Raw genomic sequence first — 15,878 nt, forward strand, 5'->3', positions numbered from 1 at the left:
GCTGCCGGATCCGGCTACAGGCTCAGGCAGGCCGTGCGATAGGCGCCGGGAGTCACTCCATAGGCCTGCTTGAACTGACGACTCAGATGGCTCTGGTCAGCGAAACCCAGGACAAACGCCACCTCGGCGGCGGCCATGCCCTTTTTCAATAGCTCCCGCGCGCGACCCAGTCGGCGTTGCTTGAGCCAGGCATGCGGCGGCAGGCCAGTGGCTTGGCGAAATACCCGGGCGAAATGGAAAGGCGAGAGGTTGACTGCCGCCGCCAGGCTTTCCAGTGACGGTGGATCGGCCAGCTGGCTTTCCAGCAGCTCGCGGGCGCGAGCTACCGCCAACGGTTCGTTACCCGGTGCGCGCGGCTGGGCGCCATGGCCGTGCCGCTGCACCAACGCCAGCACGGCGTGGCGCCAGGCGGTCTGCTGTTCCAGGGCGCTGGCACCGGATTCGGACAACTGATGCAATTGGCTGAAGGCAGCGGCCAGGGTTGGGTCCTGGATCACGCTCTGCTGAAAATGCGGCATGCCATGACGGCCCAGCTCCAGCTCTTCCAGTACCCCGGTGACCCGGGCATGTTCCGGATAAAAGCCGCGATAACGCCAACCGGCTTCATGAGCGGTGGCGCCGGTGTGCAGTTCATCGGGATTGATCAGTACCATGCTGCCGACCGGCGCCAGGTGCTCGCTGCCGCGGTGCCAAAAGCGTTGCGCGCCGGACTCGATCACGGTGAAGACGTAGCCTTCGTGCACGTGTGGGGCGAAGCGCTGCTGGAAATACCGCGCATGCAGCATCTCGACATCGCCAAGTGCAGGCGCCTGCCACAGATGGGTTTGTTCGCGCAGGGGCATGCTCATGCCAGCCAGCCGCGCAGCAAAAAGAAGATCAACATGCTCACCAGCATGCTCAGCAACACGCTGCGGGTCAACAGCACCAGGGCTATGGCGGCCAGGGCCCCGAGTAGGTAAGGGTTGCTGGGGCTCAGGTCGAGCTGATGGCCGGGCAGGAAGATGATCGGCCCGCAAATCGCAGTGAGCATGCCCGGTACCGCGAAACCAAGAAACTGCCGGGCATTTGAGCTCAGGCGCAGCGGCAGGCGCGGTTCCAGAAACGCATAGCGGTTGAGGAACACCACCAGGCCCATGGCCAAGATCAGTAGCCAAGTCATGTGCGTGCTCCCGAGAATTTCTGGCAAATGAAGCCGGCGCCCATGCCCAGCAGGCCGGCGGCGACCAGCGCGGTTTCCCAATGCCAGGCACTGAACAGCACCGAGCAAAACAGCGACACCGCCACGCACACTACGGTCGGCAGATTGCGCACTACCGGCGCGATCAAGGCGACGAACGTGGCGACAATCGAGAAGTCCAGGCCGAGTTGGTCCAGGTGGGGGATGTTCTGGCCCAAGATGATGCCGGCCAAGGTGAACAGGTTCCAGGCGACATAGAAGGTCAGGCCCACGCCCAGGGCATACCAGCGGTTGAATTGCTGCTGGTCGTAATGGCTGGTCAGGGCGAAGAATTCATCGGTCAGCAAGAACCCCAGGCCCAGCCGCCAGCCCAGCGGCTGGCCCGACAACAGCGGACGCATGGACAACCCGTACAGCAGGTGTTGGGAGGTCAGTAGCAGCGTGGTCAGCAGGATCGAGAGCAGGCTGGCGCCGCTTTTGAGCATGCCAATGGCCACCAGTTGCGCAGCCCCCGCAAACACGATGGCCGACAGGCCTTGGCCCTCCCAAGGGCTGAGGTTGGCTTCGATGGCCATCGAGCCTGCCAGCAGGCCCCATGGGGCTACGGCCAGGGATAGCGGCACAATGGTGATGGCGCCATGGAGGAAGGCGGTACGGGCGATGGGCTGACGACTGGACATGGTGGCTCAAACACATCTACAGGGCAGAGCAGCATGGCAGAGGGCGGGGGGCGCTGGCTTGAACGATCTTGCTTGTTTGTCTCCTGCCCGGCGCTATCGGCGGGCAGAGGACTTGGTCAGCGGTGGCTGGTCAAGCGCTGCTGCGCGGCAGCACAGCCATTGATCTCCACGGCTTTTTGCAGCAGCAGCTGACGATGCTGCGGATCAAGGTCGCCCAGCAGACGGTATACCTCGGCCTGATAGTCGCGCTGACGGCCCCACTGCATTTCCAGCCCCTGCGGCTGGCTGCGGTTGCAAGCCAGGCGTACCGCTGGCTGCGGATAGTACGGCGCATACAAGGTGGCCATGTTCGGAATCGCTTCCATGGCGTCACGGTAGGCAGGGCTGGCGTTATAGGGCGGGCACCAGGTAGAGATCGCTGGCGCGGGAGGCGCAAAGCCTTGCTTGAGGCTGGCTTGCAGCAACGGGCAGGCCGCATCGGGGATTTGCGCCGCTGGCAGGTAAGTCATGTAGTACAGCGCCAAGCGGTATTGCGCCACCGGATGACCCAGAGCGACCGACTTTTTCAGCAGGTCTACCGCAGTTGGCAGGGTACGGGCCAGCGCTTGGCCCTGACGGCTGAGTTCTGGATCGCTGTCGATCGCCGTGCGCAGCGCGCTGGGGCTGGCTTCGCGGTTGTCTGCCTGTTCCAACAAGGGTAGGGCCTGGCGGTACAGCAGATCGGCGTGCGGATCGATCTGGATCTCCAGTGCCTGCGCGCCGAGCGGAGCCAGGGCCATGAGCAGGGGCGAGAACAATACAGCGCGACTCACGGATGAGCCTCGTAGGCGGTCAGTTGCGACCAGATGGCGGTGGTGTTCATTGCGGTTACGCATGTGCCTCAGGCAAATCAGAGCGACGACGGCGTATTCTAGCCACCCCAAGGCCCCTGCCGAAAGACCATTGCCGCGTTTATCAGACGAGCTTGATCGGCGTCACTTTGCGTTGGCTGTACTTTTCCTGGGCCAGGCCCAGCTTTGCGGTGATCACCTTGGCCAGGGCATTGTTGCCTAAGTCATTGAAATGCAGGCGATCGACGAACAGCGACTGGCCAAAAACCGGCGAGCTGCTGAGCATGCTGTTCATGTCGTAGCAGGGCACCGACTCGGCTTCGCTTTTGATTCTTCGGAAAAAGGCTACATGCTGTTGACTGTCCTGCACGTCTGCCAGCAGGCGATCGAAGTTGGTCGGTTGACGTTGCGCCGCCATCATCCGTTGCTCGCCATCGGGCAAGCTTTCCCGGCACCAGGGCAACAATGGCTGGAGAATGAAGGTCAGGGTGGCGTGGCTGTCGGCCAGCAGGCGATCCCATTGGCGCAGAGTGCGCCCGATGCAGTCGGCGGCGCGCATCAGGCGTTTGTCCGGTGCGGGCAGTGACCAGTCGGGGGGTGGCGCCTCATGACGCGGCAGCAGGGCCTGGCCCAGGCGCTGCCACAGCGATTCGCGGCGCGGCGTGTCGAGCATCGGTACGCCTTCGTTGAAGCTGTTCAGGTAGCTCTGATAGGCGCCGCCCTGGTGCTGCGCATGACCGGCCGCCATGATTTCGCCCAAGGCTTCCTGGGCGAGGGTGTTAAGCCCGCTCAGAACCACCACGTGGCCAATGTTGCCCAAGCGATGCTGGTGACTGAGAAACATCAGCAATTCTTGAGTGGCATTGAGGCCACACCCGGCCAGGCTCAACCAGACTTCGCCGGTGAGCATCGACAGGTGCGAGGCCACCGTGTGTTCATCGTTGCTGGCGCCGATGCCTAGTGCGGTCGATCCGCCTACCAACAGGTTGACCCGGGCACTGGCGCCGCGCTCGGCGGGCGAGTAGCGCTTGCCCGCACAGTGGCTGTAGCGCAGGCCTAGCGCATCGGTATTGATCGTGTCGGAGCGATAGGCACGCTCGTGCATATATAGGGTATGCGGGGCTCGGCGACTGCCCAGTTGCAGGAAGCGTTGGTAGTCCTCCTGCAAGGGGAGGGGCGCGCCCAGGACGTCCGTAGCGGTGTCGATCGGTCTCATGGGCGTTCCTTGTGGGTGGGGAGTTCGGCGGCCGCGTCAGGCCGTCAGCTCCTTGAGGTTGTAGAGCAGGCCGCCAGCGGCAATCAGCAGCAAGGCCACGCCCGAAGCCAGGCTGATCAGGCGGTTGCTGCGCTGCGAGGCAATCTTGCCGATGGCGAAGATGTACAGGCTGAGCACGGCGAAATCGATGGCGATCCACAGCAATGACAGCACCACCATGCTCTTTTCGAACGACTCGGTGATCTGGATGAACTGGGGGAAGAAGGAGATGAAGAAGATGATGTCCTTGGGGTTGGAGATGCCCACCATGAACCCTTGCAGCAAGCCGCCACGCCCCGGTTTTACCGGCGCTGGCGCCATCTCGGTGTCCGCTACCGGGGCATGCAATGCTTCACGCAGCGTGGCGACGGCGATGTAGCCGATGAACAGGCAGCCCAGCAAACTCATGCCGTTGAGCCAGACCTTGTCGATGGCGGCGCTGGTCATGATGATCCAGGCTGCGGCGCCAATCAGCACCAGCGACGCCCAGTTGGTGCCGATCGCGGTAAACAGGGCTTTGCGCGACCCGGAGGCGGCGGCAGTGTTGACGATCAGCGCGACGACCGGGCCAGGGGTGGCGATCAGCAGCAGCACGGTCAGGGCGTAAGTGGCAGTCAATGCGGTATTCACGGTCAGTTCTCGATCAATGTGTCGGGTGTCGCATGGGCGTGGAATGGGCAACGTGCGGGGTTCAGCGAGCCGTGCTCCTGCAACTGGTATTGCTTCCACTCGTAGTTGTCTTGTTGGCCGAAGAAGCCCAGGGAGTCGGGCATCACGCCATCGTTGTAGTGCCTCACCCGCTCGCGGATCTTGCCGCGAATGCGCTGGCCGCTTTCGGTGGCAGCGCTGGCTACTTCGTCGAAGCTTTCCCGTGGGTTGATCACAAACACGATGCTGTCACCCAGGTTGCGGCTCTTCATCACGCGGTGGGCGGGAAAGTTCATGTTGATGAACAGCGGCATGCCGGCGAAGCAGAATGACCATTGGCTGTCATGCGGGTCACCGGGTACGTCCTGCGGCCAGGGTTGGGGGTCGCGCGCATGCACGCCCTGCAGGACTTTCCAGGCCAGTGCCTGCTGTTGCTCAAGGCTGCCGCCGGGGGCCGTTTCGAGAAACACCAGCAGTGGCGTGCCGATGCGCTGCTTGAGCGGGATCGGCTCGATGGTGCGGACATAATCGGCCAGGCCCTGAGCCATGTCGTCGGCCATGTGCTCGGCGCGGGCGAAGACGATGTGACAGGTCTTGGCGGCTACCGCCTTGCGCCCGAACAGGCAGGGAAAGTCGGGGTTGGCGAGAATGTCGCGAAAATGTTGGATAGTTTTGTACGTCCAGTGATTGGCATTCTGGACATGTTCATTGGCCAGCTCTAGCGCATCCAAGCGATAGCAGTTTCCGTAACCCGTAAACATGGTTTCCCCAGGAGTTCTAATAATCATTTCCGCCGTTAGTTAGACGGTTTCGCTCTATGTATTTGTTGTTTTCAAGCATTTTCTGAGAACCACTTGCAGTTGTAAAACGCCTGGAACTATGACCTACTATTAGTCTCACTCATGATTGGGAAGGCATCGATGTCGGAACGGATTCAGGCACTGCATGCGCTGCGCGCCTTCGAAGTGGCCTCGCGCTATGGCTCGTTCACCCGCGCGGCAGAGGAGCTGGCGCTGACCCAAGGCGCAGTGAGCCATCACATCAAGACCCTCGAGTCGCTGTTTGGCTGCGACTTGTTCGAGCGACGCGGCCCCAAACTGCGCCTGACCGAGCACGGCCGGCTGTTGGCTCAGGAGCTCAAGGTCGGCTTCAAGATCATCGAGAACGCTTGCGCGCTATTGCGTCAGGACCGCTATGGCCTGCGCCTCAAAGCGCCGTCGACCTTGACCGTGCGCTGGCTGCTGCGGGCGCTGGATGCGTTCAAGAAGGTCGAGAACAGTTGCAGCGTGCAACTGTCGAGCGTGTGGATGGACATCGACAGCGTCGATTTCTATTCCGAGCCCTACGACTGCGCCATCCTTCTGGCCAACGGACGCTTTGCGGCCGACGTCGAGAGCTTCAAGCTGTTTGATGAATGGCTGATCCCGGTCTGCCATCCCGACTACCTGCAGGACGATGCCCCCGCTCTGTCGGCGCTCAAGCAGTGCGAGTTTCTCCATCCCTCGACCGACCGGCGCGACTGGCGGCGCTGGCTGGCGCGGATGGACGCGCTGGACATCAGCATCGACCAGGGCCAGGTGTTCGACACACTCGATCAAGGTATCTCGGCGGCCCAGCAGGGGCTGGGGATTTCCGTGGTCGACCTGGTGCTGGCCAGTGCCGATATCGGCGCCGGGCGCTTGGTCACGCCGTTCAAGCACGCCGTGGCCACCGGTGATGGCTATTACATGACCTGGCTCAAAGCCAGCCCCAAGGCCCGGCAGATGCAGCGCCTGCGCGATTTTCTCCTGGCCCAGGTGCCGCCGCTGGCCTCCAAGGAGATCAACTACCTGTATGGCTAGGCCTGCGGTTCCTGGAACACCCGCTGCAGCATGAAGTCGATAAACACCCGCAGCTTCGGCGGCATCTGCCGACCTGAGGGCCACAGCAGGTAGAAGCTGCCGCGCCGCTCCATGAAGTCGTCGAGCACGCTCACCAGGCTGCCGCTGGCCACTTCTTTGCGCACGTTGAAATCTGGCAGGCAGGTAATGCCGCGGTGGTTGAGGGCGAAGCAGATGCGTGTCTCGACATGGTTGCAGACCATCGAGATGGGGATGTCATAGGCCTGCTCGGGATGTTCGCGGCGCAGTGGCCAGCTCTCCAGTTTGCCGTTGCTGGGGAAACGGTAGTGCAGGCAGGTATGGCCGCTCAGATCACGCGGATGGTCCGGCACGCCGCGTTCGCGCAGGTACTGCGGCGAGGCTACCAGGCGATGCTGGAAGTGGCCGAGGAACTTGGCATTGAGCCGCGAATCCACTGGCTGGCCGCCGCGCATGACCACGTCGAAGCCTTCGCCGATGATATCGACCATGCGGTCGCTGAAATCCAGGTCCAGTTCGATCTGTGGGTACAACGCCATGAAGTCGGCAAGGGCCGGCATCACTAAGCCGGTAACCTGCGGCAGGCTGACTCGCAGCCGTCCGCTCGGTGTTTCGCTGGCCTGCGACAGCGCCTGCTCAGTGGCTTCTATCTCCGCCAGGATGCGCCGACTGCGTTCCAGGAACAGCGTGCCCTCGGCGGTCAGGGTGATGCTGCGCGTGCTGCGATGGAACAAGCGTACTCCCAGACGCGCCTCCAGCCTCGCCACCCGCTTGCCCACCGCCGATGCACTGATGCCCAGCGATTGCCCGGCGGCGACGAAACTGCGGGTTTCGGCGACCCGGTTGAAGACCACAAAGCCGCTGAGGCTGTCCATGTGCTGCTCCCGATTACGGACATCAACGTCCGAGGTGAGCGGAATTCTACCCATCTTTTTCCGTAATCTACACCGACGCAAGATGCCTGCCTCTTGATCAGCAACATGAGGCATTCTTGCCATGCACCAGACTTCTCAAGCGGCCATCGCGACAGCGGCCGATACTCCCTCCTCAGCGCAGCGCTTGCCGCTCAGTGGCCTGCTCGCGCTGGCCATGACCGGCTTTATCGCCATTCTCAGCGAGACCCTGCCGGCCGGACTGCTCGGCCAGATTGCCGGTGGTATGCAAATCAGCCAGGCGATGGCCGGGCAATGGGTTACCGCCTATGCCTTGGGTTCGCTGCTGACCGCGATCCCCTTGGTGACCCTGACCCAGGGCTGGTGGCGGCGGCGCACGCTGCTGCTGGCGATTGCTGGGTTCATTGTGTTCAACGGTTTGACGGCGATCTCCGAATCCAATGGCCTGACCCTGGTGGCGCGCTTTCTTACGGGGGCCGCCGCGGGTTTGGCGTGGGGGCTGATCGCCGGGCATGCCCGGCGCATGGTGCCGGTGGCGCGCCAGGGCAAGGCGATGGCAGTGGCCATGGTCGGCGCGCCGATTGCGCTATCGCTGGGGGTGCCGGTTGGCACCTGGCTAGGTGAGTGGCTGGGCTGGCGCGCGACTTTTGTGCTGGTTACCCTGGCTTCGGTAGTGTTGGCGCTGTGGGTATTGCGGGCGGTGCCGGATTTCCCTGGACAGGCGCCAGGGCAGCGCGCCGGAGCCTTGCAGGTGTTGCGCACACCCGGTGTGGCAGTCGTTTTGCTGGTCATCCTGGCGTGGGTTCTGGGTCATAACATCCTGTACACCTACATCGTGCCGCTGTTGGCGGCAGCAGGCATGGCGGCGGACACTGGCCTGGTGCTGCTGACCTTTGGCCTGGCGGCGTTGCTGGGCATCGTGGTGGTTGGCCTGTGGGTCGATCGTCACTTGCGACTGCTGGTGTTGTTGAGCTTGGCAGGTTTTGCCTTGGCAACCCTGGCGCTTGGCCAGGAGGCGCCGACGCCTGGTTGGGTGCACGTGAGCGTAGCGCTCTGGGGGCTGACCTACGGCGGCGCGCCGACCCTGCTGCAAACGGCCTGCGCAGATGCCGCAGGCGAGGGCGGTGATGTCGCCCAGTCGATGTTGGTGACCGTGTGGAATAGCGCGATTGCTTTGGGTGGCGTGGCGGGTGGCTTGTTGCTTAGCGGTAGCGGGGTCGGCGCGTTTGGCAGTGTGGTGCTGGTGATGATCGCGCTGGCCGGGATTCTCGCCTGGTCGGGTCGCCGGGCCGGATTCGTCGCGGGCGGGCGCTGAAGCGAACGGCTGGCGATAAGGTCGACAACGCCGCAACAGGGTAGAATCGGCGCCTATCAATGTGTGGAGTTCAACGCGGTGGAGTTGCAGCAGGGTTTCGTTCTCACCCGGCACTGGCATGACACGCCCGAGGGCACCTGCGTGGAGTTCTGGTTGGCCACTGACCAAGGCCCGCGCCAGCTGCGCCTGGCGGTTCAGGCGTCGGTTGCGTTCATTCCAGCGATCCATGCCGCGCATGCCCGTGCCCTGCTCAAGGATGAGCAGGGCGTTGAGCTCAAGCCACTGCGTCTACGTGACTTCGAGCAGCGTCCGGTACTTGGCCTGTATTGTCGCCAGCATCGCCAGTTGATGCAGTTGGAACAGCGTCTGCGTGGCGCCGGGGTCGAGGTCTACGAGGCCGATATCCGCCCGCCGGAGCGCTACCTGATGGAGCGCTTCATCACCGCGCCGGTGCTGTTCGATGGCAAGCCCGATGCCCATGGCGTGCTCTGCGACGCCCAACTCAAGCCGCACCCCGACTACCGCCCGCCGCTGCGCCTGGTGTCGCTGGATATCGAAACCACTGAGCGCGGCGAGCTGTACAGCATCGCCCTGGAAGGGTGCGGGCAGCGCCAGGTGTACATGCTCGGCCCGGCCAATGGCGAGGCCAGCGGCTTGGATTTCGATCTGCAGTACTGCGACGACCGCGCGCAGCTGCTGCGTTGCCTGAACCAGTGGATGGCCGATCACGACCCCGATGCAATCATTGGTTGGAACCTGGTGCAGTTCGACCTGCGCCTGCTGCATGAGCACGCCGCCCGGCTGCACGTACCGTTGGCCTTGGGGCGCAATGGTGCGCCAATGACCTTGCGCGCCCATTCAGGCCGCAACCATGTGTTCGCCGACGCCCCGGGCCGGCTGTTGATCGACGGTATCGAGGCGCTGCGCTCGGCGACCTGGAGCTTTCCTTCGTTCAGCCTGGAAAACGTTGCCCAGACCTTGCTTGGCGAGGGCAAGTCGATCGATACGCCCTACCAGCGCATGGATGAGATCAACCGCATGTTCGCCGAGGATAAACCGGCCTTGGCCCGTTATAACCTCAAGGACTGCGAGTTGGTCACGCGGATCTTTGCCCACACCCGGCTGCTCGAATTTTTGCTTGAGCGTTCTACTGTCACCGGTTTGCCGGTGGACCGCAGCGGCGGTTCGGTAGCTGCGTTCAGCCATTTGTACATTCCCCACATGCACCGGTTGGGCTACGTCGCGCCGAACCTGGGCAGTCGACCTGATGAAGCCAGCCCGGGCGGCTTCGTCATGGACTCGCGACCTGGTCTGTACGACTCGGTACTGGTGCTGGATTACAAAAGCCTTTACCCATCGATCATTCGTACCTTCCTGATCGATCCGGTGGGCTTGGTCGAAGGCTTGCGTCAGCCCGACGATGATCACTCGGTAGAGGGCTTTCGCGGGGGGCGTTTTTCGCGCGCTCGCCACTGCCTGCCGGCTATCGTCGAGCGGGTGTGGCAGGGGCGCGAGGCGGCCAAGCGCGCCGATAACGCGCCGCTGTCTCAAGCGCTGAAGATCATCATGAATGCCTTCTATGGCGTGCTCGGCTCTAGCGGCTGTCGTTTCTTCGATCCGCGCCTGGCCTCGTCGATCACCATGCGCGGCCACCAGATCATGCGCCAGACCCGCGCGCTGATCGAAGCCGAGGGCTTCGATGTGATCTATGGCGATACCGACTCCACCTTCGTCTGGCTAAAAAGCGCCCACGATGAACAGGCTGCGGCGCGCATTGGCCGCGCGCTGGTGGCCAAGGTCAATCAGTGGTGGCGAGAGCATCTACGCCGGAGCATGGGCCTGGAGTGTGCTTTGGAGTTGCAGTTCGAAACGCATTATCGGCGCTTTTTGATGCCGACCATTCGTGGCGCTGAAGAGGGCAGCAAAAAGCGCTATGCCGGCCTGGTGCAGCGTGTCGATGGCCAGCAGCAGATGGTCTACAAAGGCCTGGAGTCGGTGCGTACCGACTGGTCGCCGCTGGCCAGGCAATTTCAGCAGGAGCTCTATGAGCGGATCTTCCGTGGCCAGCCCTATCGCGACTATGTGCGGGAGTATGTGCGTGCCACCCTGGGTGGCGAGCAGGATCAGCTGCTGATCTACCGCAAACGCCTGCGCCGGCCACTGGCTGACTACCAACGCAACGTCCCGCCGCATGTGCGCGCCGCGCGACTGGCCGATGAATTCAATCTGCGTCTGGGCCGACCACGGCAATACCAGAATGGCGGTTGGATCAGCTACATCATCACCACGGCAGGGCCTGAACCGTTGGAGAACCTGCAATCGCCGATTGACTACGATCACTACCTCAGTCGCCAGCTTCAACCGGTTGCCGACGCCATTCTGCCTTTTGTCGACGATGACTTTTCCGCGCTGACCGATCGGCAACTGCTGTTGTTCTGAGCGCCCGTAGTAGATATTTAGCTCTTCTCCTGTGCAGCGATCCTTAGGCTGGTCGTTTTAAATTCACAGGAGGTCCTGCCCATGGGTGCCGACCAGGTATCACCAGCAAACACCGATAAAACCACCGCAAGCGCGGACGATCCACGGCTTCAGACGCTGCGCAACACAGCGGCAGCGTTTCAGGACAGCATCATCGGCAAGCGCTTACCGGCTTGGCTGCTCAAGGTCCCGGTCGACCAGATGATCGTATTGGGCGAGGCACTGAGTAAAAGCCTGGAATATCGTCAGCAGTTGGCTCGAATGCTTGCGCGAGTAGACAGCATTGACGATTTCGTCGCATCCGCCCTGCAGACCGAATTGGACGAGCGATATGCACCAGGATACAACGTGCGGCGTTTGAGGTTTTTACAAGGCCACGGTGAGCCAATCATCAATGCGCAACCGGTGGGTAGCCATCTCACCAAAGTCGTGTACGAAGAGAAACCCTTGCTCGAAGTCGCCATGCGAAACTTCACCGCCAAGCAGGCCAAGGCTGACGGCCAGCCTAGTGGTAATCGCCTGCTTATCAGTCGCCAGGGAAAGCGCCCGGCACCCACTGCGATCGAGTTTGCCGCGTTGTGTCGCGAGCTCGACCTGGGTGAACACGACCAGCGTCACCTCAGCGCTGTTCTCAATCCAAGCGATGATCCAAAAGGTGTGGAGTCGCTGCTGGTCGACGCATACCGCTACGCCATGGCGGTAGATGCCTATCAGGCGCGGTTCACGGGCATCTTGGATGATAGCGAGTTGCAGTTGGTACTGGGGATGTCGTTCGAGGGCAAAACGAGGCGTCTGGCTGGAGATCTGGTGGTAGCCAAGCAGTTGCGCCTGGTAGGGTGCATGCTGGAGCAAATTGTCGTGCTCGAGGTCATCGACCAGGGTCCGCTTTTTAATACCACCCGCCAGATACTGTTGTACATCCCAGGTGATCCCTATGGCGCTTGGAGCAAATTCTCAAGTTTGACCCGGATGTCCAGAGCCCTCGGCCAGCGCTTTCGGAGCAACGCTTATCTGCAGTTTTTCAGGCGGTTTGTGCGCCTGCGCGATAGTCAGGCGTTTTTTTCCGTCATCATTCCTGCCTATGCAGACTTGCCTGTCTGGGCCAGTTTCGACTTGCAGGAGTACCTAGAGCCGTATCCGGTGCCCCTGTTCAACAGCCTGGCGCGTGCGCGTATCCGCCAGATCAAGGATGATGCGGCGCTGATTGCAACGCCCGTTGCCCAGCTTGATCGTGAAATTCAGCGTATGCATGACCAGCGTTTGGCTGCCGAAGGCTGGACGCTGGTCAATATCGCAGGATTGTTTGTTCCGGAGATTGGCATCGTGCTACTGGCGGTGACGGCTTGGGAATTGCTGGGCGAGGTTTACCACGGTATTGAGACATGGCGTGAGGGTGACACCAGCGAAGCGCTTGAGCACCTGCACAATGTTGCAGTCGATCTTGCGACAATCGCCGCCACTGCTGTCGGTGTAACGGCAGTGCGACGGATATGGAATCGCTCTGTGCTGGTCGACAACCTAGTACCCGCACGGTTGGAGGATGGCAGCACGAAATTGTGGCGGCAAGATCTGATGCCCTTTCGCAGTTCTATAACCCCCAGTGAAGCAGCGGTTGATGCGCAGGGAATCCAGCATCTGCATGGACAGTCTTGGATCGAGATGGACGGCCATACCTATCCAGTCATCCGCCCTGGTCCCCATCGACCTTGGCAACTGCGCCCGATTGATGGGCATGGTCCGCAACTGCAGAGCAATGGGGCGGGCGCCTGGCGTCTGTGGCACGAGCAGCCGGCTGAATGGGACGACAGATTTCATCTGTTTCGGCGTCTAGGTGGCAATTTTACTGGACTGGATGACGAGCAGATCGATCAAGTTTTGAGCTGTCATGGTCTTGAGGCCGATCATCTGCGGGCGCTGCATGTGAGTGACAAGCCTGCGCTGGCGGGACTGCTCGACAGCGTGTTGCGCTGCCGGTTGGATGCGCGTATTCGCCGCTTGGTTGGTCACTTGCGTTCAGGCAAAAAGGTTGAGGACATTACTGTGCTCCAGCATGCGCAAAGATTGACCGGAGCGTCCGGGCTTTCTGATCAGGCGCTTGCCGAACTGGCCTGGTCTGAACGTAGGCAGTTGTTCCAGCGCCTTTACGATGCCATGCAAGCCACTCAAAGCCCTGCCAGCAGCGCGCTGCGGCGGGTTTTCCCAAGCCTGCACCAGCCGGCTGCCGATGAGCTGATAGAGGCGGCGATCAGCAATGACCGGCGCCGCCTGCTGGAAAGTGGGCGGATCCCTTTGCGCCTGGCCGAGGCTGCGCGGGCCAGTTCGCTGGCCATCCGCGCGGTCCGTGGCTATGAAGCGTTCTACCTGGATACGCCACAGACTGCAGATTTGGCCAGGATAGCCCTTGGCATGTTCAAGCATCTTGCCGGGGCCGCACCGCGGCTTCGCTGGCGCTTGTTTGAAGGCGATGTCCATGGGCCCTTATTGCTGGCGACGGAGGAAGGTGGGCAAACGGTGGATCTGGCACATGTCAGTGGCCGATTCCTGCGCCTGAATGCTCAAGGGCAGGCCGACGGCGTGGCAGGCGAGTTGTTCGAAGTGATGGCGAGTGCCCGAACCGCGCAGCAGTGGGCTTCCATGGGTATTGGCGAGCCGTTCTCGCACAACTTGCGTGTGCTGCTGGCGCGCCAGGCTGTACAGCGGCGCGAAGAGGTCGCCCAGCTATTTACCCGAGTGCAGCGCAGTGGCACCTTCCGCCCACCGCAACGCCTGGCAGATGGACGCCTTGGCTATCTGATGGGAGGGTGTACGCCCAGTGGCTTGTGTGGTCGAGATAGGTCGATGCCCGCGATGTTGCGAGAGCTGTTTCCTACCTTCACTGACGAGCAAGTCATCGCCTGGGTCGAGAATGTCCTCCAGTCTGGTCGCAGGCCAGAAATCGTCATGGCCAGCCTGCGCGCGGAGCTGGCTGATCTCAACAGTTGCCTGGATAACTGGGTCATGGAGGGCGACGTCGAGCTGGCAGCTGAGCGCGTTTTCGTCAGGCGGACGCTGCTCAATGGCTGGCGACGCCGGACGGCCGCTCCCTACGATACCAGCCAACCAAACGCCAACTTTCACATGATGCTGTATGGGGCCAAGCCAGAAGGTTTGCCGCAGTTGCCGGCGCGGGTCAGCTTCGGTCATATATCCAATCTCGCACTGCTACACATGGATCTCGAGGAGATACCGACGAGTTTCCTGTTGGCGTTCAGTCGCCTGCGGGTGTTGGACTTGGGTGATAACCACTTGACCCGACTGCCGCAACTATTGTTGCAGATGCAGCACCTGCGCTCGTTGGTGCTGACCAACAATCAGATCGTCCTGGATCGGGCCCAGGCATCTGTTTTAGCCAGTTGTGAAGGGCTCGAGTACATCGACCTGTCTCATAACCCCTTGGGTCGTACCTTTACCCTGAGCGGAATGAGCCGACTGCGCTGGTTGAACCTGCGCGCCACCCGCATCAGCCAGCTCCCTTCGGCACTGACCGATCGACCGATGATGTATTACGCGGACTTGCGCGACAACCGCATCACCCACTTACCAGAACAGTTCTATCAAGCGCCGTTGCAAGTCAGGCGCAGGATCCGCCTGGCTGGTAATTCATTCGGGACGGCTGAGGTCTTGCGTTTGCAGAGGGCATTGATGGCACCTATGGAGCCAATCGATGCAGAAGCTGCAGGAGAGCAGTCGATCAATGCGCGCGAACTGTGGGGCGATGCCGTGGGGCCGGATTATCGCGGTTCGATGGTTAGTCGCTGGGACGCGATTGAGCAGCGGCCACAGTCAGAGCGTTTTTTCCAGGTATTGCGCCAGTTGCTGCACTCGGCGGACTTTCACCGTCGACCTCATCCGGTCGCGTTACGTGTGTTGGCGTTACTGCAATTGATGACTGACAACCAGGTACTGTGCGATGAACTGCTCAGCGTGGCCAATGATGAATGGGGCTGTCAGGACGGTGCTACCTGGTGTCTGAGTAATCTGGAATTAAAAGTCCTGGTGTGGAATGCCCGGAACAATATCCAAGGGGATCCAGAAAGCGCATTGCTGGACTTGGGTAAGCGCCTGTGGCGTCTGGATGAGGTCGATCGTTTGGCAGTGCAGGACATCGTTGCTCGCGCTGGCAATCCTGACGAAAGCGAAGTTGGCCTTGCTTATCGACTTGGTCTGCGTGAACGCCTGAACTTACCGCTGGAGGTGGGCGACATGAGCTTTCGGCCCATTGCCGGAGTTGATGAGACGCGCCTGGAGCAGGCGCATATGCAGGTCTTGGAGGCTGAAACACAAGAGCGACTGGCGCGTTCGTTGGTAGAGCGCGATTTTTGGCAGGCCCATCTGGAGCGCGCCCGGGCTGACGAATTCAGTCGCATGGATGAGCCATTTCATGAACGGCTCGAAGCGCTCTTGGATGATCAGGCATTGTCCGACCAGGACAAGAAGCTGCAATCGGACGCGATCAGAGAAGAGCAGCTGGCCGCGCGTCGAGGGCTGATGCTTGAGATGACGATCCGCGCCCTGGAGGAGGGACCGGCGGACCCGCCAATTCACGTACGTTGAGTATCGTCTAGCTGAAAGCGGCATGTCAGCTCGCCTCAGGCGGCTTTGAACTATGCTCTGTTTGGGTGTCGGCATTTTCCGGAGATGCCGATATCCCGGTCTGGATAAAGCTTGGAAATCGCCGGTAACTTTTCCTCTAACCACTTGCTC

12 protein-coding genes are annotated in these 15,878 nt (G+C 61.5%); 4 read left to right on the top strand and 8 right to left on the bottom strand.

What is annotated here, in order from left to right:
- Positions 1–14: 14 nt before the first annotated feature.
- The 7 genes from OIU19_RS16545 to OIU19_RS16575 form a co-directional block, all read right to left on the bottom strand.
- Positions 15–848, bottom strand: coding sequence for an AraC family transcriptional regulator (locus tag OIU19_RS16545; RefSeq protein WP_264235914.1), 834 nt, complete (start codon positions 846–848; stop codon positions 15–17).
- Entirely contained in the window at positions 845–1,159 is a 315-nt protein-coding gene (locus tag OIU19_RS16550; protein WP_264235915.1) for an AzlD domain-containing protein, read from the bottom strand. Before OIU19_RS16550 ends, OIU19_RS16545 begins: the two co-directional genes overlap by 4 nt.
- Positions 1,156–1,857 carry an AzlC family ABC transporter permease gene (locus tag OIU19_RS16555; RefSeq protein ID WP_264235916.1) on the bottom strand — a complete coding sequence of 234 codons (702 nt, stop codon included), beginning with the start codon at positions 1,855–1,857 and terminating at the stop codon, positions 1,156–1,158. Before OIU19_RS16555 ends, OIU19_RS16550 begins: the two co-directional genes overlap by 4 nt.
- Positions 1,858–1,973: 116 nt before the next feature.
- A complete protein-coding gene (locus OIU19_RS16560) occupies positions 1,974–2,636 on the bottom strand; it encodes a sel1 repeat family protein (protein ID WP_264236052.1) in 663 nt (220 codons plus the stop codon).
- Positions 2,637–2,811: 175 nt separating this feature from the next.
- Positions 2,812–3,903: a hypothetical protein gene (locus OIU19_RS16565; protein WP_264235917.1), complete on the bottom strand. Its 1,092-nt coding sequence runs from the start codon at positions 3,901–3,903 to the stop codon at positions 2,812–2,814.
- Between the two features lie 36 nt (positions 3,904–3,939).
- Positions 3,940–4,572, bottom strand: a complete 633-nt coding sequence (locus tag OIU19_RS16570) for a LysE family translocator (RefSeq protein WP_264235918.1) — start codon at positions 4,570–4,572, stop codon at positions 3,940–3,942.
- Positions 4,573–4,574: 2 nt separating this feature from the next.
- Positions 4,575–5,351 carry a YqcI/YcgG family protein gene (locus tag OIU19_RS16575; protein WP_186556747.1) on the bottom strand — a complete coding sequence of 259 codons (777 nt, stop codon included), beginning with the start codon at positions 5,349–5,351 and terminating at the stop codon, positions 4,575–4,577.
- Between the two features lie 159 nt (positions 5,352–5,510).
- On the opposite strand from OIU19_RS16575, the gene OIU19_RS16580 reads away from it, so the two are divergent.
- A complete protein-coding gene (locus OIU19_RS16580; protein WP_264235919.1) occupies positions 5,511–6,431 on the top strand; it encodes a LysR substrate-binding domain-containing protein in 921 nt (306 codons plus the stop codon).
- On the opposite strand, the gene OIU19_RS16585 is transcribed toward OIU19_RS16580, so the two are convergent.
- Positions 6,428–7,324 (bottom strand): LysR family transcriptional regulator, encoded by an 897-nt coding sequence (locus OIU19_RS16585; protein WP_264235920.1) that lies wholly within the window; start codon positions 7,322–7,324, stop codon positions 6,428–6,430. The two genes, OIU19_RS16580 and OIU19_RS16585, sit on opposite strands and share 4 nt — an antisense overlap.
- Before the next feature lie 121 nt (positions 7,325–7,445).
- On the opposite strand from OIU19_RS16585, the gene OIU19_RS16590 reads away from it, so the two are divergent.
- From OIU19_RS16590 to OIU19_RS16600, 3 genes are all read left to right on the top strand, one after another.
- Positions 7,446–8,657 carry an MFS transporter gene (locus OIU19_RS16590; protein ID WP_264235921.1) on the top strand — a complete coding sequence of 404 codons (1,212 nt, stop codon included), beginning with the start codon at positions 7,446–7,448 and terminating at the stop codon, positions 8,655–8,657.
- A gap of 78 nt (positions 8,658–8,735) precedes the next feature.
- Complete coding sequence (locus OIU19_RS16595; RefSeq protein ID WP_264235922.1) at positions 8,736–11,096, top strand: DNA polymerase II; 2,361 nt, start codon at positions 8,736–8,738, stop codon at positions 11,094–11,096.
- An 81-nt stretch (positions 11,097–11,177) separates the two neighbouring features.
- Positions 11,178–15,728, top strand: a complete 4,551-nt coding sequence (locus OIU19_RS16600; RefSeq protein WP_264235923.1) for an NEL-type E3 ubiquitin ligase domain-containing protein — start codon at positions 11,178–11,180, stop codon at positions 15,726–15,728.
- Positions 15,729–15,878: the final 150 nt, after the last annotated feature.

This window comes from Pseudomonas sp. BT-42-2, from assembly GCF_025847435.2.
GTDB lineage: Bacteria > Pseudomonadota > Gammaproteobacteria > Pseudomonadales > Pseudomonadaceae > Aquipseudomonas > Aquipseudomonas urmiensis.